The sequence below is a fragment of the Novipirellula sp. genome, from assembly GCF_041583735.1.
In the GTDB taxonomy this organism is placed as follows: Bacteria; Planctomycetota; Planctomycetia; order Pirellulales; family Pirellulaceae; genus Novipirellula.
In genome coordinates, this window is record NZ_JBFHFD010000042.1 from 1 (window position 1) to 26,861 (window position 26,861).

General features: G+C 54.7%; 16 protein-coding genes. 10 read left to right on the top strand and 6 right to left on the bottom strand.

Going from position 1 to position 26,861, the window contains the following annotated elements:
- Window positions 1-124: 124 nt before the first annotated feature.
- From ABX962_RS05670 to ABX962_RS05680, 3 genes are all read left to right on the top strand, one after another.
- A complete protein-coding gene (locus ABX962_RS05670; RefSeq protein ID WP_372717458.1) occupies window positions 125-1,402 on the top strand; it encodes a glutamate-5-semialdehyde dehydrogenase in 1,278 nt (425 codons plus the stop codon).
- A 73-nt stretch (window positions 1,403-1,475) separates the two neighbouring features.
- Window positions 1,476-2,573 carry a flagellar motor switch protein FliM gene (fliM, locus tag ABX962_RS05675; protein ID WP_372717435.1) on the top strand — a complete coding sequence of 366 codons (1,098 nt, stop codon included), beginning with the start codon at window positions 1,476-1,478 and terminating at the stop codon, window positions 2,571-2,573.
- A 14-nt stretch (window positions 2,574-2,587) separates the two neighbouring features.
- On the top strand, window positions 2,588-2,713 hold the full coding sequence (locus tag ABX962_RS05680; protein ID WP_372717437.1) for a hypothetical protein: 126 nt from the start codon (window positions 2,588-2,590) through the stop codon (window positions 2,711-2,713).
- A gap of 1,078 nt (window positions 2,714-3,791) precedes the next feature.
- Here ABX962_RS05680 and ABX962_RS05685 read toward each other — a convergent pair.
- Entirely contained in the window at window positions 3,792-7,157 is a 3,366-nt protein-coding gene (locus ABX962_RS05685) for a PDZ domain-containing protein (protein ID WP_372717439.1), read from the bottom strand.
- A 590-nt stretch (window positions 7,158-7,747) separates the two neighbouring features.
- Between ABX962_RS05685 and ABX962_RS05690 the strand changes: the two genes are divergently transcribed.
- Entirely contained in the window at window positions 7,748-8,941 is a 1,194-nt protein-coding gene (locus ABX962_RS05690) for a hypothetical protein (protein ID WP_372717440.1), read from the top strand.
- Between the two features lie 207 nt (window positions 8,942-9,148).
- Window positions 9,149-12,190 (top strand): hypothetical protein, encoded by a 3,042-nt coding sequence (locus tag ABX962_RS05695; RefSeq protein WP_372717442.1) that lies wholly within the window; start codon window positions 9,149-9,151, stop codon window positions 12,188-12,190.
- An 87-nt stretch (window positions 12,191-12,277) separates the two neighbouring features.
- On the opposite strand, the gene ABX962_RS05700 is transcribed toward ABX962_RS05695, so the two are convergent.
- The 5 genes from ABX962_RS05700 to ABX962_RS05720 all read right to left on the bottom strand — a co-directional run bounded on the left by ABX962_RS05700 (window position 12,278) and on the right by ABX962_RS05720 (window position 17,483).
- Window positions 12,278-13,021: a sulfite exporter TauE/SafE family protein gene (locus tag ABX962_RS05700; RefSeq protein ID WP_372717444.1), complete on the bottom strand. Its 744-nt coding sequence runs from the start codon at window positions 13,019-13,021 to the stop codon at window positions 12,278-12,280.
- Window positions 13,022-13,100: 79 nt separating this feature from the next.
- Window positions 13,101-14,408, bottom strand: coding sequence for a glutamate-1-semialdehyde 2,1-aminomutase (gene hemL / locus ABX962_RS05705; protein ID WP_372717445.1), 1,308 nt, complete (start codon window positions 14,406-14,408; stop codon window positions 13,101-13,103).
- A gap of 116 nt (window positions 14,409-14,524) precedes the next feature.
- Window positions 14,525-14,893 carry a VOC family protein gene (locus tag ABX962_RS05710; RefSeq protein WP_339946637.1) on the bottom strand — a complete coding sequence of 123 codons (369 nt, stop codon included), beginning with the start codon at window positions 14,891-14,893 and terminating at the stop codon, window positions 14,525-14,527.
- A gap of 211 nt (window positions 14,894-15,104) precedes the next feature.
- A complete protein-coding gene (locus tag ABX962_RS05715) occupies window positions 15,105-16,442 on the bottom strand; it encodes a hypothetical protein (protein WP_372717447.1) in 1,338 nt (445 codons plus the stop codon).
- Window positions 16,443-16,763: 321 nt separating this feature from the next.
- Window positions 16,764-17,483, bottom strand: coding sequence for a penicillin-binding protein activator LpoB (locus ABX962_RS05720; protein WP_372717449.1), 720 nt, complete (start codon window positions 17,481-17,483; stop codon window positions 16,764-16,766).
- Window positions 17,484-18,019: 536 nt separating this feature from the next.
- On the opposite strand from ABX962_RS05720, the gene ABX962_RS05725 reads away from it, so the two are divergent.
- From ABX962_RS05725 to ABX962_RS05745, 5 genes are all read left to right on the top strand, one after another.
- Window positions 18,020-18,562, top strand: coding sequence for a hypothetical protein (locus ABX962_RS05725; RefSeq protein ID WP_372717451.1), 543 nt, complete (start codon window positions 18,020-18,022; stop codon window positions 18,560-18,562).
- 281 nt (window positions 18,563-18,843) lie between these two features.
- Window positions 18,844-22,272 carry an isoleucine--tRNA ligase gene (ileS, locus tag ABX962_RS05730; RefSeq protein ID WP_372717453.1) on the top strand — a complete coding sequence of 1,143 codons (3,429 nt, stop codon included), beginning with the start codon at window positions 18,844-18,846 and terminating at the stop codon, window positions 22,270-22,272.
- Between the two features lie 14 nt (window positions 22,273-22,286).
- On the top strand, window positions 22,287-22,868 hold the full coding sequence (gene purN / locus ABX962_RS05735; protein ID WP_372717454.1) for a phosphoribosylglycinamide formyltransferase: 582 nt from the start codon (window positions 22,287-22,289) through the stop codon (window positions 22,866-22,868).
- Window positions 22,869-23,387: 519 nt separating this feature from the next.
- On the top strand, window positions 23,388-24,047 hold the full coding sequence (locus tag ABX962_RS05740; RefSeq protein WP_372717460.1) for a transposase: 660 nt from the start codon (window positions 23,388-23,390) through the stop codon (window positions 24,045-24,047).
- A gap of 40 nt (window positions 24,048-24,087) precedes the next feature.
- A partial coding sequence (locus ABX962_RS05745; protein WP_372717456.1) for an exo-alpha-sialidase occupies window positions 24,088-26,861 on the top strand: 2,774 nt, incomplete at its 3' end.

The window sequence follows — 26,861 nt, forward strand, 5'->3', positions numbered from 1 at the left end:
GCCGCGATGGCTTAGCGATCAATTCGCCGTTGACCCCTCGCACTGCATCGTCGACAATCTCTCGAAGGCTGCTAAAGCCTCGAAATTGCCTAATTTGATGCCGCTTGAAACCCTTCCGGTCAACATGTCGACGACTGCTGCTAACCCTGAAATCGCTCAATATTGCCTGCAAACCGCCAAAGCGGCGCGTGCGGCCTCCTACCAACTCGCCGCATTGGATGCGGAAGTCAAAAACCGCTGGCTTCGTCACGCCGCTGCTGCGTTGATTGCCGCCAGCGACAGGATTATCGAAGAAAATCAAAAAGATCTCGCCGCGGCTCCTGATTATGGATTGAGTGAAGCGGCGGTTGATCGACTGCGTTTGGACGAAGCCCGCATCGAATCGATCGCCACCGGACTCGAAGAAATCGCGATGCTTCCCGATCCCGTCGGCGAAGTGATCGAGGGACACACGCGGCCTGGTGGGCTGCAAATCCTGAAACGCCGCGTCCCTTTGGGGGTCGTCTTCTTTATCTATGAAAGTCGCCCCAATGTGACCGCCGACGCGGCAGGCATTTGTGTCAAGAGCGGCAATGCAGTCATCTTGCGTGGCGGCAAAGAAGCGATCCACAGCAGCAAAGCGATCGTCGAAGTGTTGGGAGAATCGGCCCAAGAGTGCGGTGTTCCCAAAGACGCAGTCCAGTTGGTTTCGACCACCGATCGACAAGCCGTCGGCGAATTTCTGTCGCTCGGCGAACTGATCGACGTGACGATTCCTCGCGGTGGCGAAGGGCTGATCCGCCGGGTTGCCGCAGAAGCGACGATGCCGGTGATCAAACACTTTGATGGCAATTGTCACGTCTATGTCGACCAACATGCCGACATCGCGATGGCAGTCAACATTATTGAGAATGCGAAATGCCAGCGAATGGGGGTCTGCAACGCCTGCGAATCGCTGTTGGTGCATGAGAAGATCGCGGCCGATGCGATTCCCGAAATCGCCAAACGATTGACCGAGCGAGGTGTCGAAATTCGCGCCGACGAACGAGCGATCACTTGGATTGATAACGCATTACCAGCGACCGACGACGATTGGTCGACCGAATATTTAGGCCCCACGATCAGTGTCGCGGTGGTTGGATCGATCGAAGACGCCGCCGCGCATATCAATCGCTATGGTTCCCATCACACCGACGCGATCGTGACCGGCGATCTGCGTGCCGCCGAAACCTTTACGACGCTGGTCGACAGTGCGGCGGTGATGGTCAACGCCAGCACTCGATTCAACGACGGCAGCGTGTTCGGGCTGGGAGCCGAGATTGGCATCTCGACCGACAAATTTCACGCACGTGGCCCTTGTGGTCTTCGCGAATTGACCACTTACAAATACATCGTCCGTGGCGACGGCCACGTGCGAACTTAGTGCGACGAAGCGAGCCTCGCAACCGAAGCGAAGCTCGCCATCCACAAGTTCGCAAACTACAAGGACAAGGGATATGTCAGACGAATCGCTCAGCCAGAACCAAGTCGAAAGCTTGCTCAAGGCAATGGAAACGGTTGATGGACCGGCGCGGGATGCGACTGATTCGGATGCCGCCGCCGCAAAGCCCAGCGAAGCTTCGGCCGCACTGCCGCGTGGCAAAACGTCCCATCAAAAAGTGTCGGGGCTATTGCCCGAGGGAACACGCGTCACGTCGTACGACTTCAAACGCCCTGAACGCGTTGGCAAAGACCAGATGCGGGCGATGCATTCGCTGCACGAGACGCTAGCGCGTAACTACGGTGCGTCGATGTCCGGTTTGTTGCGGACCATGACCGAAGTCAAACTGCTAAGCGTCGATCAATTGACCTATAGCGAGTTTGTGTTCAGCTTGGATAACCCCAGCTGCTTCAGCGTGCTGAAACCCAGCCCGCTCGAAGGCCACTGGATTCTTGACGTCGCGCCGACACTTTCGTATGCCGTGATCGACCGCATGCTGGGCGGCGACCCCAAACCGGGCGAAGCCATTCGTCGACCACTGACCGAAATCGAAACTCGATTGATTCGCCGAATTGTGGATCTGTTTCTGACGCAACTCAAAGTCACCTGGGAAAACATCGTCGAGCTCGAATTCGAAGTCGACCGGATGGAGAGCAATCCGCAGCTGGTGCAAATCGTCCCCCCGAACGAAGTCATTATCTTGGTCGGATTCGAAGTCATGCTCGGCAAGAACCGCGGCATGATGAATCTATGTATTCCGTTCAACACAATCGAAGGTTTTAATTCCCAGCTGTCGCGAAACGGCTGGGTCGGTTACGGCAAAGGAAAGCCAACGGAAAAATCACGCGAACGGATCTCCACCAGCATCGAAACGGCGCCGGTCGATGTAGTCGTCACCTTGGCAAGATCCAAAATCCGCACCGGCGACCTGTTGGAACTGTCCGTCGGTGACGTGATCACGACTGAAAAAGAAGTCAACTCGCCATTGGAACTGTCGATCCAAGACGTGCCCAAGTTCAATGCCCGCGCCGGTGCATTCAAAGGCAAAAAAGCGGTCCGGATCGAATCAATCCTCGAATCCAGACGCATCCCTCCGGACGAAGAACCCGAGTAGGCGAGCGGCAATGAATGTCGTGGATCGCATCACGGATACTGATCGCGCTCGGTCGCCAACTCGATACCTCAGCCTGCGAAGCATTCATTTCGGATACAAAATTCCGTATCCAGCGAAACTCACGACACTTCTTTTACTAGTCCAATGTCTCGGTGGTCTGCCAGTCATTTAGATTCTTGGACAATGGGCAAACGCGTTGAACCTCTCGGTACAACAGTCTTATCCCACAAAAATGCAGCACTCTCAGGTTTCCAACCGGTTCCATCTGAATTCATGTCTCGGGCGGGACTCTTACTCGATCCAACGTAAGTGTGTGGATATTCTGCGACCTCGCTAGTATTGACATTTCCTCGGTTCAGAGCGTCGACGTTAGGCTCAAGTGTACTCTTACGCTGTGAAGTGACGCTAATTCCTCCAACAGGTTCCTGGACAAGGGGACACCTCGCAGCGTCAGTTCCCGAAGGGCCGGACAACGCTTCAAACGCTCGAATGTTCCCTCCGCTACAACGGAATCCGAGATAGTCAAGAACTTCAAACTGCGTAGTTTGCACAGGCTATCAGCGCCGAAAACGGAGAGTTGGGCGTTTTCGATCGAGAGACTTTCCAAGCTTTGCAGACTGGCGAGGATTTGCAAGTCGGAGTCATCGACTGTCTTTCCGCTGCCGCCCACATTAACACGTATAACGTATCTGAAAACATCCTCCCCATCGGGATCGACCATTTGGCCCCACCCCTCGATGGTCCCGTACATTGAATCCGCAGCGGGTGCAATTGAAATCGACAGCAGAAGCAGAACCCAAGTTGTGAGTAGACGCATAGCACCCAGTCCTCGAGCGAAAAGGTGTTGTTCGCAATACAGCCGACGCAAAAAGGTGAGGTCAATACTTGTCGGGATTTTGAACCTTCCAACTTCTAGGCAGTAAGTCAAAGTGTATCGATATTGTTGGCCGATTTGACACTAGTGGCGTGTTGACACTGTGAGCTGTGACACGTGAGCGACCAAGTCTTGTGCCCAAACGTAGTACCGTCAGGCATTCTTGATGGTTAAAATGATGCTCTCGGCGGCTAAAGCCTGTACACCAACGGCTCGGTCCGAGAATGCTGGTGTCCAGGCTTTAGCCGCCTTATCACTGAATCCGCGATTTTTCGCTCGACATATGTTTCACGGCGTTGCCCCAAGCGGCGGAGGGATCACATCAAATATTGCCTTGTCGCTGACTACCGGTGGGGGAACCCAACCACGTGTTCACTGAACGCACCATTGCGTCGGAGTCGCACGAAGAGGGTTCCCTTTCCATCTCGCGCCGACTCGATCAATGCGGCCAAACGCTTACTTGATTCGGGCTTCACTCCATCGACCTCAATGATCTGATCCCCCACTAGTAATCCAGCCCGAGATGCAGGGCTGTCAGGATAAACGTGTGTAACATGGAACGTCCGATCAACTGATCGCCCCCTAATCCCCAGTACCCAGCTAGGCATTGTTTGAAAGCCGGCCTGCACAACGACAGGAGATTTTTTAACCACTACAGCATTCACTGGATTCCCGGCACCTTGCAACTTTAATGGCGTCCATCGATCGTCCCCGGCATGACCAACCGACTGCCGCACGACCATGTCGATATGCGCTCGCAGGGTCGTTGGATCGATGTCGAATCGCAGGTCGAGTCCACGTAGCCAATCCAAGAACGCAAACTTCCAAGACGCAGGCGTTTTCGTTTCGGCGAAATAGCTTGCTTCAGGCCACCGGGTTCCTGCCCAATACGAATGGCCGTCATGATCGTTCAAACCGAAGTCACCACCAAGCGGACAACGCAGTTGCGCGCCCAATACCGTTTCCACTGACTCACGCGACTCCATGATGGGCAGCTGCAACCAACGCGTGACGTCGTTCAAGAATCTGGCGTTTTCGGACGAAGCCTTTCGTGAGGCGAGGTACGTATACGCTTGGATGTAGGGCTCTACCTTTGAGTTGGCGAGTGACTTGACACGCAAACGAACTTGGGACGAATCGCGGATTTCCTCTCCGCTTATTTCGTTAAGTACCTTTTGTCGGAGAGATTGATTGTTCGACACAACCATCATCCTTTGATTGGAAGATACCGAGCTCATATAGTCAATCACGTCGATTGAGTACAGGAATTGGTACGCCACTGAAAAACTAAAGAAGGCGAGTGGAGAGATAGCAAGATAGGAATTACTCTTCGCGAAACTGCCTCCGTTGGAACCGTTGGCCAATCTAATTTGGCCGTTTTCAAAGACGTAGGAAACGTCGTCGTCTCGCAGTCCAAAGTAGAGAAAAAAGGAGGGTGAAGATCCTTGCCCACTGCGAATCGACGTATCGAGACTTACCAAGTCATCGTTCATCGGCGCCACCCGTCGGTCACTAGCGGGAGCGAGATGCTGGGACAACAGCGCGTAGTGTTGCTGAGCGTAAGGCGTAATGACGATATCCAAGCCAACTTGCTGGTGACCATTTTCATCGGAATTGCCTCGAGAGAATACGACGGTTACCGGATCGATTCTCTTCCATTCCTGATTGTAATGTGCCATGAACTGATCATAGGAACTGACCTCCGTCTGAGTCGCGTTTTGAACTGGCACGTCGGGGATCGGCAAGAAGTATCCTAGGGCACCACGCGTTGAATCGCTGAGCTTTCCCTCGTGTAGCATCGGATAGCTACCGTCGGGCCGGGTGCCGAATCCCACAGGTAGCAATTTTGATTCGATAAACTGGTCGGTGGTGACCGCGTCGATGTGCTCGGCCTTGGCGATCATCAGCGCTAACTGATACTGTTTCAGCTCTCGGGCTGCTTGTCGTCGGCGAGTCAGTTCGATGCGGTAGTGCGGGCTGACCAAGTTTTGAAAAAACGGGTCCGAAAGATAGAGCATCGCTAGCGGTTGCTGCTGGTTCTTTTTGCTGATCTCGTTGGTCTGGTGACGTGCGTAACGGAACTCATTGAGTGTCCCAAGCGACCCTGTTCCATCGCTCGCTTGCAAAAAACGCGACAGTAAGTGGTAAGAATTGGTGACCAGATGGAAGTCACCATCGATCGCATAGTAAGAGCGAATGCGTTGGTCGTCGGAAGTAAGAAAGGAGACATCGCGACCTTCGACCGTCACGCGGCGTTCCTCCGATTCTGGGACACGCAGTCGCGTTTGGTTCCGCTGGAGCTTCAAGACGTTGTCTAGGCCATTGGAGTCGCGAGCTTGTAAAAGAACTCCGACCGATGCACCGTCATCGAACATGGGGTCACATCCGATGAGCGCCATGTCAGCGATCAACTTATCGAATTCGTCAGTCACAAATTGGTCAGGTGAAATCCCCAATTGACCTTCGATCCTCTCTCGCGATCGATGATCGACGGCGTTGGTTGAAACGATGTCATTCAAGCTGCCACCCCAGCCGAGTAGAAACTTGCGAAACTGGCGATAATTCGCCAAGCTACCGGTGCGCAAGTAAAAGCACTCGGCCGGCACATGCATCGCAATTGGCTCAATCCAAATGTCTCGCGGTGCTTGCGAGATCCGCACACTTTGCAGGACGCGACGCGGAGGGACAGGTTGGTTCGCGTTCTCAATCCGACCTGACTGGTTCAACGCCGTGTCCGCACTCATGGCCAACTTGACCGATTCGATGCCGAAGAGCATCCCAATGCCGCGTTCGAACTGATGCTCTAGACTTGTTTCGTTGGCGTTGTTGTCGTTCTCGACCGTTTTAGGCCAGGGACCGGGAAGCTGAAGACGCCGCGCCATGATGTCCAGCAAAGACTCCTTGAGCTCCCTCTGTTCACGACCGTAGCTGGTTGGGATCACGGAAAACTGTTTCCACCAATGACCAAGCAGTTCACGATGCCGGTTGTCGTCCTGAATTGGTTTAATTTCCTGTTTGTCCAACAGGACATCATCCACGCTTGAGAGCGACACTTGGCACGGTTTTGCACCTCGAAGTAAGAAATGGACGCGAATTCGATCGACCATCATCGTCGGTTCGCCTTTTTGTTCCTGATAGGAAAGATCAAACGTGATGTAGTGCGCGCGGTTGTCGGTCGTATCCAAGAACAGTTGCTGATCTGGGTAAATAACGGGACCGTGTCCTGGTTGGAACTGTAAGTCAAGGTTGCCTGTCGAAAATGGATCCCCAAGAAATGTTTCGACCGCAGCTTTCTGCAGTTTGATTTCTGCCGAACCGACCGGGGCGTCTTGGCCGGACACCTTTTCGTTAACTTGATCGCCGCCATCGGCTTTCAAATCCGCAGTTGCCGTTCGTTTGATTTCAGTGGCTTCGGCTGGTTGCGTCTTTTGCGTTTCGAGTCGCCGCGCCATTTCCTGCATCAGCGAGTGGCTCAGCTGACCGGGTGAAACGTGCAGCTCGCCGATCGTGGCAGGTGCGGTGCCTTCGTTGGCAAGTGAGATCAACTCCTGATCGGTCATGCCTCGAAGCCGTTGTTCGAGCTGTTCAAAGTTGGTCTTGCCCGTGGGCTCGTCGCCGCTGGTCGACGCGACGGTGCTCCCAAAGAAAAGACACATGAATACGGAAAAAGACACGAGCCACAAGTTTGCGTGGCAGCTACTTTGATTCATGATCGAAATTCCCAAGAGCAGTGAATAGCGATGACATCGTCAATCTATATCTAAGGGTGCCAAAAAGGATCGGATCGACCGAATAATTTTTGTAATTTCTCGCGAACTGAGTTTGCCCTTCCGAAGTGCGTTTCGCTTCGTAGTGTTGACTGCCCGTTGCACTCTGCCTCGCCGAGCTTTACGGCTTCGCTTCGCACCTGATACGATTCTCGACGACAGATTCGTGGAACCCCGTAGGCGTATTGCTATCAGGCGTATTGTTTCCCGAAGACAAACGAGTTACTGGACCTCGCTGACCTTGTGGCTTCATCGAGCTGTCCTCCCAAAGATTCCCAAAAACACCGCCAGTTAGCGGTAAGATTTTCCATGTTCTTACCTCATTCATCTTCCTACCAAATTTTTCCTCTTAATGGAGGCGTCAAAGGAAGGGACAGTGGATCAACCGCAGTCTGGGTGAATGCGCTCAAAATGGCCGATGCGCATGCTTCTCATCCGTGGCTTACATTTGATGTTCATTTGCTGGCTATAATCATGCAGTCGAAAAACCATTGCCCTTGGCTGCTTGCAGCCCCCTCTCGGATCGGAAATCAATGTATCGTCACCGTAGCCGCCACCTACATTTTCTGCCTCACCTCGCGATCCTGCTGCTAGCCACCGCAATCCAAGCAACTGCTGACGATACGGTCGCGACAGATCCACCGCGACCGAAACTGCAAATCATTAACGCCAGCGATCAAACGGTCGATATCTTCTGGCTTGAATCCGAAGGCAAACGCGTTCCCAATGGATCTTTGGAACCAGCCGACGACACCGTGATCACCACCACGCTTGGCCACCAGTTTGCGATTGTCGGTCGCCAAGACAAACACGAGCAAACGGTCACCAGTAAAACTCGGGTGCAAGGGATTCGTTTCGATCCCAATGGCCATGACGGAGTGCCGGCTTTTTATTCACAGTCCGTTGCGGTGAACGGGTTCCCGATTGTTGCCTCCGCAACCGTGAATCCGCTTGCCTTACAAGAAGCCAAGTATCTGATTGGAAAGATGCTTGGCGAGCGAGAGGAGGTGTTGCAGGCGATGGCCGATAGCGGCGCTCGTTTATGTATCATGGCTCATAATGAATTCACCACCGATCTGCCTGAGTTCGCTCGATTCGCACGCAAGGCTCCCGCCGATTTTTCGCAACTTGATGGCAAGGACTATTGGGACGCTCGTGCACGGGGCACTGGCGGAAGCGAAACCGATCCATTTTGTTCGGTCGGCGAAGAGAATTTGTTAGCCTACCCGGGCGACCCGTATGCTGCCGAAAGCATTCTGATCCACGAACTCGCCCATTGCATTCATCTACGAGGAATGCTTAATGTCGACCCGACCTTTGATGAACGCCTCGAACAAACCTACAAGGATGCGATGAAGCGTGGGCTTTGGAAAGGAAAATACGCCAGCGTCAATCGCTTCGAATATTTTGCCGAAGGCGCCCAATCTTGGTTCGACGACAACCGCGTCAACGACCACGATCACAATCACGTCAATACACGCGTGGAATTGATTGAGTACGATCCGGGATTGGCGGCGATGTGCCGTGAAGTTTTTGGCGATTCGAAATTCAGCTACAGCAAACCGACGACGCGATTAGAGGAGCACCTTGCGGGCTATGACCCCGAGCAGGCTCCGACGTTCAAGTGGCCCGCACGACTCACCTATGCCAAGCAATTGATCGGTCAACACGCCCGCGACCGCGACGCGAAAGCCAACGCAGCCGATGCGAGCCAAAACGCCGAGTAAAAGTGTAGTGATCATTCGCGGTGCATGCCGTTGAAATCTTTCTGAACTCCGGCGAAATGACTTCCACCAGGTGACAACCGTCCACTCTTCGGCCTGACCAAAACCACCAAACCCCTCCAGATGGTGGAACTGCATGTTTTAGCAGCTATACTGAATCTCAGATGTAGATTGATGTATTGGCTTACTTGACATCATGTGGTTTTCATCATGAGTGGCGAACGAGGCTCATTGCCGACTGTATTCACATGGATGGGAGGTGGATTGATCGTTGGAATTGCGGCCCTGTTCGGTCTTCGCCCAGGCGGTAGCGCTGCGTTGCCGGATCCACCGCTGCTGGCGGTTCATTCGGATGCATCCAACGCCATGTATCCGTCCATCGAAGGGACAATCAGTTTGCCGGGATCGATGTGGGAGGATCCGTTCACACACGCCTACGGCAACACTTTACAAGATCTTGCATCGAAGATGCCGGATCATTTGACCGCCTCGGACGTGACGGCGATTCTAAAGGATAAACTGGGCGACGATGGCAGAATCATGTACCTTGTTGTCCCGGTGCCAGGGGCGATCAGCAGCGATAGCGATGGGCTAGAAAGCCACGTGCGGAAACGCCACGCTGTCGAATTGGCGTTGGCCAATCAAGGATTCAACCTGTCGTTTCCCAATCGGATGACCTATCGACCGGTCACGCTGAACTATCATTTCTCATCACGTGTCGCCGAAAGACGTCGGAGGCAACAGCCCCCCCAAACTTCGACCCTTGGCGAGCAGACAGACGCGATTGACGAGCAGACGGAGCAATTTACCGACGCGATCAATGCTCCGGCGCATCTGCAATCGACCTCAGTCAAGATCTCGACCTTTCTACCGACAAAACTTTACAAACATCGCAACACCGCCGACTATGTCCTGATCACGTGGGTCCAAGAAACTCATCTTGGTGAACAACCGCTCTCTACGCTGTACGATATCCTGCAACCGATCATGGTTGACTCGCAAGGAAAGAAGAATTCAGCCTTCGCACTGCTGGGCCCTACCTTTAGCGGGGCGCTGCGTGATCTGGTCCGAGACGGCGAGCAATTAAGTTCAACCAACGAGCACGACCAGACCATCGCGTCCTTTTTCGATCAATGGGAATTAGGTGCGGTCGTATGCAACACCAGCTGCACTGCGACGGACAGCAGCCTTGGGTTGTCGGGAGGGCAAGCCGATTTGAAGATTGGCGCACACAATTTTGTCAAACTCATTCACACGATCGGATCGGACGAGCGGCTGCTAACCGCGCTGCAGCGTGAGCTTAGCCTTCGCGGCGTGTGGCCGACCGATGGGTCGACGAGCAAGCTGGTGATCTTTGCCGAGCAGAGTTCGCTTAGCTATGTCGAGGAAATGCAAAAGAGTCTGTTTGAAACCAGCGACCAGCAGCCCGTTGTGATCCCCTATCTCAAAAACATCGCCGCTTCTGGTAGCGTGCAATCCGGTGGGGAATCTCGCGGCGGTCATTCATCGGTTAAAGACTACTTAAATCGATCGATGGAAGAACTTGGCAAGATGGCGTCATCGCGGCTGATCAATCCCAGCCGTGTGCGAGCGGTGGGAATACTCGGTTCGAGTTGGGAAGACAAGAACTTGATCTTGGAAAAGGCCCGCCCCATTTTTCCCGTCGCCACGTTTTTTACCACCGAGCTGGATGCACGCTACAGTTTGCCGGATTACAACGCACATACGCGGAATCTCGTCGTGGCATCCCACTATGGATTGGGAGTTCGAGGCCGCAGCAATATTTTTGGACGTGTCAACAATATCCCCAGTTTTCGTGATGGCTACCAAACATCGGCATTTGTCGGAATGTCAGTGTTGTGCCACGCGTTTTTAGAGCAGAAGCTGAAAGACAACCGATTCGAAAAATATTACGGCGACGTTTCACAAGACCTCTTTGATTTGGTAGGCAGACGGCAAACGAAAGCGTCCGAGTCAGTATCGCATTCCTACCTGCAACCGCTTGCATTTGAAATCGGCACCACCACCCCCATTCAGTTGTCAGCGACGCAAAGTCCCGAATATTTGCCACTGCGTCAACCGGCCGGAGTGACCTCGATTCACGAACATCGATCCCTGATCGGGGCCATCGTGATAGCGATGCTAGGCATTTTTCTTGGCTTCAATTTCTTAGCCGCGTTTTCCACCGATGCCTCCAATTTTCGCGATCGACTGCGAAACGGATACACAGCCACCACCAACTTCTTCAGAAACTTTGTCTTCAATAGCGGAAACGCTCAAAAACACGATACGGTATGGCCAATTGCCATTCCTTTGTTCATTGGCGTTTTGATTTTCACAATGATGGTGATCAGTGATCGATCGGTTCAATCCGAGCCAATCCTTTTTACCGATGGCGTCAGCATTTGGCCGACCGTGCTGGGATTGTACTTGGTGATCGTGATGAGTGTGCGAGAGATCAACAATCGCTTGCCAAATTTGGCTGCCGATGCCAAAACGACGATGCAGCCTCCGCCGAGATTATTGACATGGAAGTTAGCACTAACCATCGCCATCGTGTTTTACGTGATCTCGTTTTTAGAAAGCGGATTCATTGAGCCACCGGCTCGTGATTGGGCCGTTCGCTGGCTGGCTACCGCACTGCTATTCGCCGCCACGTTGTGCGTGTTGTTGGTAGCGTGCAAGAGTCTTTTGTTTTCGCTGTATGCGCGAAAGGTGATCGAAAATTTCCGTGATGACCTACCGACGTCGACGTTCACCGACAGCGATGGAAATGAGGTACAACGCAAAATTGTCAATCGATGTCGCAGCACGATGAAGCTTAGCATCGACGCAAGCCGCAAACTGCTGTGGCCCGCCGTTTTATCGATTGTCTTTATTGTGGCTCGGTCGAATTGGTGGGATTCGTGGGGGCACGACAACAGCTGGATTGCACTACTGGTATCGCCCATCATCATTTCATTTGTCGCGGCGATCGTCGTGCGATTCACCGCCGTCGGGTTCCGATCCGAAGCCCTTGAGTTCCTTAGCCACCGTCGTTACGAACTGCTATCGCGGAGTGATGCGGACCAATATGACGATGCAGCCAAGTTGTTGGCAGAGTCGATCAAGGAGATCACGCGACTGGACCGAGGCCCCTTTGGTCCGCTTTCGCGAGACTACTTGTTAGGCGCAGCTGCGTTGGTCGCCACGATCTTATTTACCGGACCCATGGGCGCGATGCTGACACGCGTTTTGACGATCGTCCCGTGATGATGGTCCCGTGATGATGGTCCCGTGATGATCGCCTCATGCGGTCACGTGACGGCACAGCAAAAACCGTGTCATTGAAACGACCAATCAAAAGAACGTCAACTTCACCCCAGTAGCCACCATCACGATGACCAGAAAGACAAACACGAATCGGTTTCCTTTGCGGATCGCCAACTTCGCCCCCATCACTCCACCGGCGACATTGCCAATCGCCATCACCAAGCCCGGTGCCCACTGGACCAAGCCGTAACTGACAAACACGATCGTGGCCGTCAACGTAACGATAAAAGCAATCCAGTTCTTAATCGCACTCGATGCGACCAAGTCGCCCGTGTTCAGCAGACTCATCGCCAACATCAACAAAATCCCCAAGCCCGCTTGGATGAAGCCGACGTAGATCCCGATCGCAAAGAAGATCGGCAACATTTTCCAGCTGAGATTTTCGGGCTGTGCATTGATCTGTGTCAACCGTTTGGGGTTCAAACATAACAGCACCGCCATTGCCAAAAACATCACGCCAAAGAGCGACTTAAAGGTGTCGGTGGGCAGATAGATCGCCATCAAAGCGCCGACCGGCACGCCCAAAAGCGTCGGCACGGCCAAGCGAAACGCGAGCCGCTGGTTGAATTGCCCGTGGCGGCGGAACGTCGCCACGGCCGCTGCACTGGACAACAGAATGGCGACCCGGTTGGTTCCATTGGCCAATTTCGGATCCAGCCCAAACAACATCAGCGCGGGCAGCGTCAAAAACGAACCGCCCCCGGCGATCGTGTTAATGATGCCTGCCAAAAAGCCCGCCACCATCAGTAGCAGGTACCAGAGCCATTCCATTTACGGTCAATCGTGATGTATTGGGTGAGTGACGCCATGCCGGATCTTCGCTCCGCTACGATCCGGCCTACAAGCCTTCTTAAAACGACGCCAACACTTTCTTTGCCGCATCGATTGTTTGATCGATCATCGCTTCGGTGTGCAGGCGGCTGAAGAACAGCGATTCGAATTGGCTACAGGGCAGATAGATTCCTTGGCCGATCATGCCCCAGAAATACCGTGCGTAGGCATCGCGGTCGCTGCGATCGGCGTCGTCCCAGTTCATCACGGGATCGGGGTTGAAGAACAACGTCACCATACTACCAACATGCTGCACTTGATGAGGTACTCCGGCTGCGGTCGCCGCCGCGACGAGTCCTTCGGCGAGCCGGTCGCCCATTTTGTCCAACGACTCGTACGGCGATTCTTCTTTCAAAATCCGCAGCGTTGTACTGCCCGCGGCCACCGCAACGGGATTTCCGCTCAGCGTGCCTGCTTGGAAAACTTTGCCCGCCGGCAGCACTTGATCCATGATATCCGCGCGACCTCCGTAGGCGGCCAACGGCATGCCACCGCCGACGATCTTGCCAAGCGTGGTCATGTCGGGAGTGATCCCGAATCGCTGTTGTGCCCCGCCATAAGCAAGTCGAAATCCGGTCATGACTTCGTCAAAGATCAGGATCGTGCCCGCTTTCTCGGTGATCGAACGGAGTGAGTTTAGAAAGTCGGACGTGGGGATCACCAATCCCATGTTGCCCACCACCGGCTCGAGAATCACTGCGGCAATTTTCGATCCGTGTTCGCTGAACGCTTGGGTCAATGCAGCGACATCGTTGTAGGGCAGCACGATGGTGTCGCCGCCGGCCCCTGCCGTGACGCCTGGCGAATCGGGAACGCCCAACGTCGCTGCGGCACTGCCAGCCGCCACCAACAAGCTGTCGACATGACCGTGATAGTTGCCCGCGAACTTGATCACTTTGTCACGCCCGGTCGCACCGCGAGCCACGCGTATCGCACTCATCGTCGCTTCGGTTCCACTATTGACCAAGCGGACTCGTTCGATCGACGGAACGGCCTCGATAATCTGTTCGGCCAGTTCGGATTCCGCTTCGGTCGGTGCTCCATAACTGCTTCCGCGTCCCACCGCACGAACCACCGCTTCGACGACCTCGGGACACGCATGCCCGAGAATCATTGGCCCCCATGATCCGATGTAATCAAGAAACCGGCGTCCATCGATGTCAAAGATATACGCCCCTTCGGCATGATCGATAAACAACGGCGAACCGCCAACGGCACCAAACGCACGCGCGGGGCTGTTCACCCCACCCGGGATCAACGCACGAGCACGATCGAAGGCAGCAAGACTTTTGGGACCAATCGAATGATCAATCGTTTTGGATGTCACGGGAAGCTGAGGGGGGAGATGGGGGAAAGGATAACGAGCCGCGAAGGGCGACCGTCCCCGTAGATTACCTCAAAACCGCAGGCGGCTTTAGCCCCGGTCATCCTGATCTCCGAGTTTTATTTCGGAGGCATGCAGAGTTCGATCCAATGGCCATCGGGATCCTGTACGAACGTTTGCAGGGCGCCGTCAGGCCGTATTTTGCGGGATAACCGCGTCGCATGATGCTTGTCCAAATGGGCTTCCCACTCGTCAAGCGAGTCGACTTCCAAAGCAAAATGACCGCCGCGGTGATGTGAATGGACCGGCAATGTACGATCGCCAATCAAATGCAATTCCTGTCGCTCCCCTAACTGAAACCATGCTCCCGGAAAATCGAACGCGGGCCGATCCAATTGGGGCAAATTCATCGTGTCACGATAAAAAGCGACACTCTTCTGGATATCGAGGACATGGATGGCGATATGGTTTAGCTCGATGGCTTTCATGCGGACAACTTTGGACAACGGCGGCAACATCAGGAAACGATAATCGCAGGCCCCCCGCCTGGGACTCAGCCGATTGGCGTGCGGCGGACGAACGAGGGACGGCCCTAGGTTACCGTCCCGGGCCTACATTACTGCACCGGGCCCACTTTACTGCACCGGGCCTACTTTACCGTACGGAGCCTACTTTACCGTACCGTGATACCGCGGTAAATCATTTCGCGTTGACAGGATAGATCGTTTGATCGGGCGCGATCACGATCAAATACTCGTTTTGACCATCCACCATCGTTACCGGCGTCCTCAAGCCCACCCCCATTGGGCTGCCGTTGATCCCCAGCGAATGAAGCGAAATCTCATGTTCGCCGGCAGGCAATTCCACCCGCAACACCTGGATCTCGCGAGGCAACAGGCCCCAACATCGTGTATCGGCATGCTCGACACTGCCCCACGCCGAAGCGACGGCAAATTGGAAGAGGGATCCTGCGGCACCGTCCAACCCAAGCTGGTTTCCCGTCACCGCCACCGTGGTCTCTTTGGTCGCCCGCCGCATCACCGCTCGGGCAATCGTCCATGGCATCTCGGCTTCAACCTGTCGCGTTGCCAATTCGCCAACATCCGTCAACGTCTGGGTCACACCGATTGCAACACCATCGGCACGCGCGCCGATCGCGACAACATTGGACGGAGGAATTTTGACCTTGGGGACTTTTACTGATGCAATGTTCGGCAGCACAAACGGTTTCGAATCGCCACTATTGTTGGTTTGAACGTTCATCACCATCGACGCAATCTGCATCGCGGCGGTGGTCGTGGGTGCGTCGACTTGTTCCAGCACCGGTCCGCGACCCACACAGGCGATCACGTACAGCACCCCGTTACCCGCAGTGCTGTGGGCACCTCCGCTGGCGCGAACGACGTCGGCGTGGGCTGGAGCGAAATTGGGCTCAACCGAGGTAACAAGCTGGTACGCCCGAGCGGCATCATCGTAATCGTGATGCGTCGCTTCGCGTAATACGCCACGCAGATAGGGCGCCAGCGCGATCGGTTGATAGGTTTCCGCAGCCGATTCCAAGCCTCGCTCATTCGCCTCAGCAGCCAATTCCGACTGACGCATCGCCGCTTGCATCGCGTAGCTTTCGGCGTCCTGACCATCGGTCGCCAACGAGCAAACGGCTAACATCGCCCGGATCATGACTTGTTCGTAGCCGGCTGGGCGGAAAGGACGAGCGGTATCGTCGGTGATGATCGATGCGGTTTCATGAAGCGGTGCCAGCTTGGGCAAGGCGTCAAAACGATCGCGTAATTTGCGAAGTCGAGCTTCCACTGCGGCCGCATCGCCGCGAGCCAATTCGATCATCGCCAAATCCAGTGCCGCAGCGTCACCAAAGCGGCGACGTGGTTTAGCGAGCTTGGCGAGCGTGTCGTGAGATTCGACCAAATCGCCGCGAGCGAACGCATCACGTGCGGTATCGATTTTGCGCAACCCGGCGGAACAACCGCCCAGCAGCAACAACATCGGTATCGCGACGATCGACAGAGCTCGGTTCATGCTTTCGGATAAGTTTCATCTAGCGTTGGGTTGGCGGCGTAGCAATTTTAATCGTAACCCGACGCATTCGTTTTAATGTTGCGCCATTTCGAAGTGCCTGAGGCACGGCAGCATGTAGCCTCGGGGCGTGAGCCCCAGGTTTTTGTCGCCACACGTTACCTATAGCCCCGCAGGGGCGGCAGCAATCGACCACTTCGCATTCTGTCGCCCCTCCGGGGCTTTGGTATCATTCGTTTATTCGTATTCCTGGGGCTTACGCCCCCAGGCTACATGCTGCCGCCACTTGCGTGGCTGAAGATCGCAACTTCAAAGAGCGGCGAATCAACCATCGCCTTGGCCGAGACCAAAGTTCCACCACTTTCCGGCGCGTGTTTTCGAATAGCCTTTGCGAATCGTCGCCGATTCTTTCAAAAAGTCACCGCTGTGCAGATTGACCATTTCGAGGGTGAGCAAGTAGTCACGCTGGGTGGTTTTGTTGCGGTCCGTCGTACCACTGGTGATGGTGGCGTACAGCAAATAATCGACTGGCGCACCTTGGCGTCCGAGGGCCGCAGCAAACTGGGCTCGGTTCTCTGGTAGAAACAATGAATCGGGACGCAGCCGAGTTTCCACCAATGCGGCATCAACCATTCGACGGCTGATACAGCGGAAGGTTTCGGCTGAATTGATTTGCGAATCGATCCGCTCGTACAGTTGATCTTTAAAATCGACCATCTCTTCGGCGCTCTTATTCTCGATCCCGATGAAGCAGACTGTGGCGGGGCCGGAGGCTAAGGCCGATCCGATTTGCCCGTCCAGTTTCATTGCGTTCGCCGATTCAAACGAAACGGTCTGGATCGCGGGCGGGCATCGTCCCAACAACTTGGCGACCGATTCATCGACCAAGGGGTTCCATGTGGCCGCGCCGGCCACATGGCTGCCGACAAGGTCCTTGTCGTTCGCCGCCAAAATGTGTCCGTATTGTCGGCCTGCGCATCCCACCACGACACTAATGCAACCGATTGCGAGCAATGGGAGTGAAAAGACAGCAAAGTTTCTCATAGGATTTCGATCCGTTAAATCCGCCACGATTGATGATTCCGGTGTGGCATCCGCGATTTCGCAACCTCGACAAAGTTTTTCATCGGGCGATGATATTCATCCGGCGAGGTTATCAAACGTCGGTTTGAGTAAGGTTTGATTGGTAGCGACACTGTCCCAAACACGCGAAAAACTTGTGAAATCAAAATTTCTGCAAGAATTCCTCGCCCGAATGTTGCCAGTCGCCTTGTCGGTTTGATGTGAGGTATCAAAATGTGGTTCACGTCGGCTATAGCACTGCCCTTGGCGAGGACTCGACCATTTGGGTAGTGATTGCCACCTGATCCGATTGAATCGGATGTTCCGGTGGAACTGCGTTGACAAATTATGCAGGATCGAGAAACTCACGCAGGTCTTCCTGGACCCCCAAAGCACCGCAGACTCCCCCATGTGAATCATCCCCGTCCTTTATGCCCCCAACGCATGACGGCGATCCACGCCAGCATTTGATATCGAACTGGCTTTCTACAAGAATTTTCTGAGATCTTTCATCACTTATGTCCATCGCTTCTACCGCTTCCGAACAGTCCGAATTGGATCCATCGTCCGCGACATCGACCGCTGTCCCGCAAACAAATACGCGATCCAATCCGCGCGGGGGCGATTATTTGGGCGGTACGTTTTCGGGGCAAATGACGCCACCCACCATGACGGCATGGACGGGGGGTGCGATACTGCCATCACCGACTTCGATCGATGATGACGACTTGATCGACGATGACGACGACGATGATGATGGCGACGAAGACTCGGGTTTTGGCTCGGATGACGATTCCGAAGGAGGCGGCACGGGCGACGACGGCTTCAACGATGGACTCGATGAAGACGACGAGGTCGATGAATTCGACGATATTGACGAAGACGATTTCGATGACGATTTTGACGACGATTTCGAGGAAGAACTCGAAGACGACTACGAGATCGAGATCGAAGACGAAATCAGTGCCGAATTCGGGCTCAGCAGCGGCGACGGCAGCGACGACGACGAATTGGAAGATTTCGACGACTTCGATGACGTCGACGAAGACCTAAACGACTAAATCCCCTCGTTTTGGTAGTGGAGCTTGCTAAAGCTCCCTGTTTTCTAGGTGAAAGAGGATCTTTAGCAAGATCCACGACCCAAAATCAGCGACTCCCAACGCACGCGTGGGTGTGAACGTCGCTGGGCTTGGCTCTACCGCGAAATCGCGTCTTCTCTACGAACACAGGTGCTGCAAAGGTGTCTCAAAATCGGATATGGTTTCCGATTAGTTGTTGTCCGGCAAAAATTTAATCTTTGCCGACTCCCGAACACCTTTGCCCTAGCGTCTAAAAGCGATTGATGATGCCCGCTTCCGTGAGTCCTTTCCGTGCTCCACCGAGCAGCCCCAATTTCCCAAAACTTGAACTCGAAGTTTTGCAGTTTTGGGACGATCACGACATCTACAAGAAATCGTTGGCTCAGCGTGCCGATGCTCCTTCGTTCGTTTTCTATGAAGGCCCACCTACTGCAAACGGGTTGCCGCATCCCGGCCACTGCCTGACCCGCTCGATCAAAGACGTTTTCCCCCGCTACAAGACGATGCGAGGCTATCGCTGCGAACGCAAAGCGGGCTGGGACACGCATGGTTTGCCGGTCGAAGTCGAAGTGGGCAAGGAACTCGGCATCCACAGCAAAGAAGAAATCGAAGCATTCGGCGTCGAACCCTTCATCCAAAAATGCCAACAAAGCGTGTTTCGCTACATGCAACAGTGGCAAGACCTGACCCGCCGACTCGGATTCTGGGTCGACCTGGAAAAGGCCTACGTCACCTACCATCAAAGCTATATCGAAAGTGTTTGGTGGAGTCTGAAAACGCTGTTCGAACGCGGGCTGTTGTACCAAGGACACAAGATCGTTTGGTGGTGGGCCCAAGGCGGCACGGCGTTGTCCTCGGGCGAAGTCGGCCAAGGCTATCGCGAAGTCGCCGACCCCAGCGTGTATGTGCTGTTCCCGTTGGTCGACAATCCCAAACGTTCACTTGTCGTATGGACCACGACTCCCTGGACGCTGCCAAGCAATATGTTCGCGGCGGTCCACACCGAATTGGACTATGCCGTCGTCCGTGACGACGAAACCGGCCAAGAACTGGTGATCGCAGCCGACCTGGTCGAAACGATCACAGGGAAACTGAAACGCGAACTTCCCGTCCTGGAAACCGTCTCCGGAAAATCGTTGGTCGGCCAGCGTTACGTTCCTCCGTTTGACAACTATTACAAATCGCTCGGCGACGCGACCGGCAACCTGACCAGCGGCGAATCCGAAGCATTGATGTGGCGCGTCGTCGAAGCTGACTTTGTGACCACCGAATCGGGTAGCGGTATCGTTCACCAAGCACCAGCGTTCGGCGAAGTCGACTACGAAGTGCTGACCCAAGAGCAAGCACGTTTTGCCGAAACGGATCGTCCTGAATTGTTGTGCGCGGTCGGACCGGACGGCAAGTTCACCGACGACTTTGCGGAGATGAAAGGCACGTGGGTCAAGGACGCCGACAAACCGATCTCGCGAATGTTACGCGAAGCCGGCAAGTTGTTGTTGCTCGAGCAATACCTTCACGATTATCCGTTCTGTTGGCGTGCACAAGAAGATCCGCTGATCCAATACCCGCGCCGTAGCTGGTTCGTGCGAACGACCAAGTTCCGCGACCTGATGCTAAAGAACAATTCGCAAATTGGCTGGCAACCCGAACACATCCAGAACGGTCGTTTCGGCAATTTCCTTGAATCCAACGTCGACTGGGCGTTATCGCGTGAACGTTTCTGGGGCACGCCGCTACCGATCTGGGTTTGTCAAGAAACCGGACAAATGGAGGCGGTCGCCAGCTACGACGAAGTGCTGGCCAAACCAGGACTGCAAGGGACCGAAGTTTGGGAACAAGCCAAGGCGGCCAATCCCGAGTTGGCGGACGATTTGCGAGTCCACAAACCGTATATCGACGCGGTCACCTACGATTCACCGTTCGCCCAGGGTGCTCGGATGCAACGGGTGACCGAGGTCATCGATTGCTGGTACGACAGCGGCGCGATGCCGTTCGCCCAATGGGGTTGGCCCCACCAAAACCACGAATCGTTCCAAGATCAATTCCCCGCCGATTTCATCTCCGAAGCCCTCGACCAGACTCGTGGTTGGTTCTATAGCCAATTGGCGATCAGCACGATGTTGTTCGGCGAAGGGGCCTCGATCAGCGAACGAGAAGAAGGCGCGGAAACGAAAAAGGTGTCGGACACCTTTTCTGACCCTTTGGCCGATCAAGCCTACCCGCACCCGTATCGCAACTGCATCGTGCTGGGCTTAATGCTCGGCGAAGACGGCAACAAGATGAGCAAGAGCTTGCGAAACTATCGCGAGCCCAACGAGATCTTTGACAAGTACGGTGCCGATGCACTGCGTTGGTTCTTCTTTGCCGGGCAACCGCCGTGGACCGCCATCCGCTACCGCGAACAATCGATCAAAGATTCGATCCCCGAGTTCTTGCTGCGACTTTGGAACGTCTTTAGTTTCTTCAGCATCTACGCTGGCATCGACGGTTTCGATCCTACCACCGCAACCGACGCGGACGATCAACTCACTTCGGCAAGCCTGGCGTCGGCTCCGACGTACCGCGATATCAGCGAGCGAAGTGAAATCGATCGCTGGATCATGTCGGAACTAAATCGCACAAACGAAATCGTGGTCGACCGCATGGACGTGCTGGACAACTACAACGCCTGCCAAGCGATCACGTCGTTCGTCGATGGATTGAGCAATTGGTACGTCCGCCGTAGCCGCGACCGATTCTGGGCAAGCGACAAGGACTCGCAAGACAAGCACGATGCCTACTGGACGCTGTACGAATCGCTGCTGCAGATCACTAAGATCGTCGCTCCGTTTGTGCCGTTCCTATCCGAAACGCTTTGGCAAAGTTTGACCGAACCGTTTGGGGATCGCACACGAAAAAGCGTCCACTTGTGCGATTATCCGGTCGCCGACAACGATCGCATTGATGCGAAACTTTCGACCAGCATGAAACTGCTGCGTGAAATCGCTTCGCTGGGCCGTGCCGCACGTGCCGAAGCCAAACTGAAAGTCCGACTGCCACTTTCGCAGGTCGAAGTGGTGTTGGCGGATGATGCAGAGATCGATTGGCTGAAGTCGCATGACCTGCTTGTCCGCGAAGAACTGAACGTTAAATCGGTCGACTACACCACCGAAGGCGACCAATACGTCCAGTACACCGTGGTCCCGAATTTCAAACGACTCGGCCCTCGTGTGGGCAAGAATATGCCTGCTGTCAAGAAAGCATTGACGACCGCCGACGGCAACACGCTGCTGACGGCCCTGGGGCGTGACGGATTCGTGGAAATCGAATTGCCCGGCGGTGAACCGTTGAAACTCGACAACGAAGACATCGAAGTTCGCTTAAAAGCCAAAGAGGGCTGGGCCGCGAGCCAAGGTGCCAGCAGTGTCGTCGTCCTCAACACCGAGGTGACCGACGAACTCCGCCGCGAAGGCATCGCCAAGGACCTGATCCGCACGATCCAAAGCAAGCGGAAAGAAATCGATTGCGGCTACACCGACCGCATCACCGTGGGCATCGTTAGCGAAGACATCGAAGTCGCCACGGCGCTCAAGGAACACGGTGACACGATTTGCAATGAAACGCTTGCCAGTGAACTTCGCTCCGATGCGATCGTGGGAACCGAGCCGAGCGAGACGGAATTCGGCAAAGTCTTTGTGCAAAAGAACGCCTAATGCCAGAATCCAACATGAGCGAATCGAAACTTCCCATCGCGATTTTCTTAAGCGGCAGTGGGCGCACGCTTGCCAATCTGATCCGGCATCGTGACGAACACGGATTGCCAATCGACATCCGCTTGGTGATCAGCAGTCGTGACGATGTGCGTGGGCTCGATATCGCCAAAAACGATGGCATCCCCACGCGAGTTGTTCGCAAACGCGATCACCGCGATCCGTTTGAACACTCACGTGAAATGTTTGATCCCTGCCGCGAAGCCGAGGTCAAATACGTCGTGATGGCGGGCTATTTGAATCATGTGCTAGTCCCCAACGACTTTGAAAACCGAGTGATTAACATCCATCCGGCGCTGTTGCCGTCGTTCGGCGGTGCGGGGATGTACGGCCACTTCGTGCACGATGCGGTACTAAAGCGAGGCGTCAAAATCAGCGGCTGCACGGTCCATTTCGTTGACAACGAATACGATAACGGCCCAATCATCGTGCAGAGGTCATGCCCCGTTAAACCCGATGACGACACCGACACATTAGCCGCCCGGGTGTTCGAGCAAGAGTGTCTGGCACTTCCCGAGGCGCTACGAACCTTGCTCTAAGGACCGCCGGAACATAAAGTGCCGGTCCTCACTGGTAGCGGAAGTCGTCAAGACTTTCGTGACCCACGGGACAGGTCGAACCCCTTTCTTAGTCACCTGCAAATCCAAATCAAAGGGGTCAAATCCAACTCAAAGGGATCAAACCTCTTTTTCAGTCAACTCGGACACAGCAGCTTTTCTGAAAGTGTCGCGAGACTGAAACAGAGCGTGGCCAAGATCTGAAATCTTTGCAGTCGGTTACTCGCGTGAAATTGTGCCGACAATTGCCCTACCAGGGCGAGCCCAAGCAGAAAGCGGCTTGCTTGGTTTCCGCGATCACATTTTTTAGCATCTCATTCTCTAACATTGTTTCCCTTTTTCGCTAATGTGTGTCACCTCAATTGCGGACGATCAAAAACGTCAATCCTCTTTCTTTTCGCGTGAGGTCCGGTTTACAATCAGAGAATGCCACGATCTCCGAGAGCTGACGAAGCAGGCGGGATTTACCACGCCTTGAACCGCGCAAACATGAATGCGCCGATGTTCAAGAAGGAAGGCGACTTCCTCGCTTTTGAAAACGTGTTGCATGAGGCGTTGGGTCTGTATCAAATCGAACTTTTCTCGTATCAATTGATGACGAACCATTGGCATTTGATTGTTCGTCCATTGGTCGATGGTGAAATGGGTCGGTTTTGCAAGTGGGTTGGAGGCACTCACACGATGCGGTACCACGCACACTACAATTCCGCCGGACGCGGGCATCTCTACCAGGGCCGCTTCAAGAGCTTTCCAATTCAGGACGATGAACATTTTCTGGTTGCCTGTCGCTACGTCGAGCGAAATGCGTTGAGGGCGAACATGACGGACCGGGCGGAAGACTGGCGATGGGGGTCCCTTTGGCGTTGGCTGCAACGGCCCGAGCCAGTCCCGAAGTTATTGTCTCCATGGCCCATCCCTCGGCTTCCCAACTGGGTCTCTCGTGTCAATGAACCATTGTCAGAAAGCGAGTTGAAAGCGATCCGCATTTGTGCGAATCGCGGTGCACCGCTGGGAGATGAAGGCTGGGTCGAATCGATTGCAAGGCGGCTCAATCTGGAATCCACAATGCGGCCAAGAGGACGTCCACGAGTTCGACCATTGCTCGAAAACATAAACAAAGAGGTTTGCCCCCTTTGTTTTGACCTGACCCCTTTGTTTTGACCCGTTTTTCTCTGGATGCCACAACCCAAGAAGATTCCGCATGAACTTCCACACGATCGCTCCCATCGTCTTGGCCTGTGTGTTGATGCAATTCCCGGAGTTGCGAGCGGACGAACTCGATTATCCCGATCCGGTTACCGCTGCTGATTCGACTCGGATGTTGGTGGGGAACTCGATCCCGATCGACACACACCAAATCGACCATACAAAATTGCCTCGTGTTCCCAGCGACCATACGATCGTCAGCGACGTGCGTGATGAACATGGCGTGAACCAGCATAACTATCTGGTGCATCACAATGGCAAATTCATGGTGATGTGGAGCGACGGGCCGGAACTCGAAGACCGTGTCGGACAGCGGGTGAAGTATGCCTCCAGCGTCGATGGACTGCAGTGGAGCGAACCCAAATACCTGACACCGGAACCGCCAAACTCGGGACCAAACTCGCCCTACTACAACACGCGTTCAGAAAAAGGTTTCCGCTACATCGCCCGCGGATTTTGGCAACGTGACGGCGAATTGCTGGCGTTGGTTTCATTGGATGAAGCGGCTGGGTTCTTCGGCCCAAGTTTGGAACTAGGAGCATTTCGCTTCGACTCACAAAACGAGTCATGGGAAAACATCGGCGTGATCGCCGACAATACGATCAACAACTTCCCACCCAAACGGCTCCCCAGCGGTCAGTGGATGATGTCTCGTCGCCCTTACGACTACAAATCGGCCGGCGTCGAGTTTCTCGTCGGAGGCACAAAGTCGCTGCGAGATTGGAAATCGTTCCCGGTTTTGGGTACGAACAGCCAATTGCGCGCCGAAGAACCGCTGTGGTGGGAACTGCCCGATGGCAATCTGGCGGCGTTGTTTCGTGACAATCGCCGCAGCAAGTTTCTCTATCGGGCTTTCTCGACAGATAATGGACAAACGTGGAGCAAACCGGTACGCACCAACTTTCCCGATGCCACGTTCAAGCTGTACGGTTTTCGTCTCAAGGACGGGCGGTACGTCTTGATCTCCAACAGCAACCCGCGTGCGCGTGATCCGCTGACGATCGCGATCAGCGACGATGGGTTGGTGTTTGACAAACTTGGCTATCTCGCGGGCGGCCGCCAGGTGGATTATCCGCATGCCATTGAGCACGACGGAAATCTGTTGGTCGCCTTCGCCAGCGGCAAGCGAACCGTGGAAGTCTTGAAGATCGAACTGGCCGCACTGAACCAACTTGAAATGCCAGAGACGGTACAGGCTGACAGTCCTTTGCCAGCCATCGCGGCTCCCAAACCGGACGCCAACGCGGACTGGATCGACCTCGGCGACGAAGGCGACCAGCTCTATTTGGCCGCCGACTTTGACGTACCCGAGCGAGGGAAAACTTTCGCGTTGAGTCTTGCCACAAGCGGTGGTGACGAACGAGTCACGATTGGAATCGCTGCCGATGGGAGGCTGTCAGCCCGGTTGTATGAGAAGATTGAATACGGTCCGACACTGAATCAAGGCGAATCGCTTTCGCTGCTCGTTCGCATCGCCAGCCACGCCAAACAGCCCGATGAACTTTTTGTGCAGCTCGGTCCCGCGGGCAAGATTCCTTCCGAACCGACGAAGCTGTCGGATTGGACATTGGTCAATCGCGAGGGAAGCAGCCGGGCGAATCTCGCTCGCATTCACGTTGCCGCAGACAAAACCTTACTCGAATCCACTCGCGTTCGAATTGGCAGCACCGCGTCCGATTTGATCGATACAAAACCGACCAAGTTCACCGTCGTCTCGCCCAAGGCTCGCGTGGCAATGCCCGATCTGTCGATGGCGGATCCGGTTGCAAACCCGACGAGCGGACTGATGTTGCGACTTTCAGAGACCGGGACGGATCCGAACAAGATCGATTTTGATCAGCTTCCAAAATTGCCGGTTCAGCACGCCATCATCAGCGATGTTCGAGATCAAGGAGGCAATTGGGTGCATCAGCACGCTTACGTTGCTCGACACGATGGCCGTTTTTGGGCGATGTGGAGCGATGGTCCCGGCAAACGAATTGATAACGTGTCGCCCGAGCGGCATCGGAATGTCGTTCCTCACCATGATCAAGCGGGCACTCGCGTCTCCTACGCCACCAGCATCGATGGTGTGAACTGGAGCAAGCCAGCCGATTTGACCGGACCGCCCCGCATCGAAGGCTTTGGGTGGATCGCCCGCGGGATGTGGATTCGCGATGGAGAACTGCTGGCGCTGGCGAGTCATTTCCACGCTCCCGGTTATCCTGGTGAAGGACTCAGTCTGGAGGCGTTTCGTTGGAATGCCACCGAAGGCAACTGGGAAGCTCACGGAACCGTGCTCGATGATACGCTCAATAATTTTGCCCCCAAACGGTTGCCTTCGGGCGACTACATGATGACACGCCGCGATCAAAAGCGCCGCGTTTCGGTGATGATTGGCGGCGTCAAGGCGTTTGATCAATGGCGTACTTTGCCGCTGGCCAGCTACGGAAAGTCCGGTCAACCCGAAGAACCGTATTGGTACGTGCTTCCGGACCAGAAGAGCATCGTGGGTTTGATTCGTGACAATGCTCGTTCGGGCCGATTGTTACGCACGTTTTCGACGGACAACGGGCAAACATGGAGTCCGATTGTCGGCACAAATTTTCCCGATGCGACGAGCAAATTTTTCGTCCTTCGCACCTCACGAGGCTACTACGCATTGGTCTCCAATGCCAATCCGCGAAGACGCGATCCGCTGACGCTCGCGATCAGTCGCGACGGACTGGTCTTCACCGACCTCTTTTATTTGATCGGTGGACGACACCTCGACTATCCCCATCTGATCGA

Excerpts from the sequence above, each read along its gene's own strand:
- purN (WP_372717454.1), top strand. The coding sequence starts at position 22,287 with ATGAGCGAATCGAAACTTCCCATCGCGATTTTCTTAAGCGGCAGTGGG.
- ABX962_RS05725 (WP_372717451.1), top strand. The coding sequence starts at position 18,020 with ATGTCCATCGCTTCTACCGCTTCCGAACAGTCCGAATTGGATCCATCG.
- ABX962_RS05740 (WP_372717460.1), top strand. The coding sequence starts at position 23,388 with ATGTTCAAGAAGGAAGGCGACTTCCTCGCTTTTGAAAACGTGTTGCAT.
- ABX962_RS05690 (WP_372717440.1), top strand. The coding sequence starts at position 7,748 with ATGTATCGTCACCGTAGCCGCCACCTACATTTTCTGCCTCACCTCGCG.
- ABX962_RS05700 (WP_372717444.1), bottom strand. The coding sequence starts at position 13,021 with ATGGAATGGCTCTGGTACCTGCTACTGATGGTGGCGGGCTTTTTGGCA.
- ABX962_RS05685 (WP_372717439.1), bottom strand. The coding sequence starts at position 7,157 with ATGAATCAAAGTAGCTGCCACGCAAACTTGTGGCTCGTGTCTTTTTCC.
- ABX962_RS05670 (WP_372717458.1), top strand. The coding sequence starts at position 125 with ATGTCGACGACTGCTGCTAACCCTGAAATCGCTCAATATTGCCTGCAA.
- fliM (WP_372717435.1), top strand. The coding sequence starts at position 1,476 with ATGTCAGACGAATCGCTCAGCCAGAACCAAGTCGAAAGCTTGCTCAAG.
- ileS (WP_372717453.1), top strand. The coding sequence starts at position 18,844 with ATGATGCCCGCTTCCGTGAGTCCTTTCCGTGCTCCACCGAGCAGCCCC.
- ABX962_RS05695 (WP_372717442.1), top strand. The coding sequence starts at position 9,149 with ATGAGTGGCGAACGAGGCTCATTGCCGACTGTATTCACATGGATGGGA.
- ABX962_RS05710 (WP_339946637.1), bottom strand. The coding sequence starts at position 14,893 with ATGAAAGCCATCGAGCTAAACCATATCGCCATCCATGTCCTCGATATC.
- ABX962_RS05720 (WP_372717449.1), bottom strand. The coding sequence starts at position 17,483 with ATGAGAAACTTTGCTGTCTTTTCACTCCCATTGCTCGCAATCGGTTGC.
- ABX962_RS05680 (WP_372717437.1), top strand. The coding sequence starts at position 2,588 with ATGTCGTGGATCGCATCACGGATACTGATCGCGCTCGGTCGCCAACTC.
- ABX962_RS05715 (WP_372717447.1), bottom strand. The coding sequence starts at position 16,442 with ATGAACCGAGCTCTGTCGATCGTCGCGATACCGATGTTGTTGCTGCTG.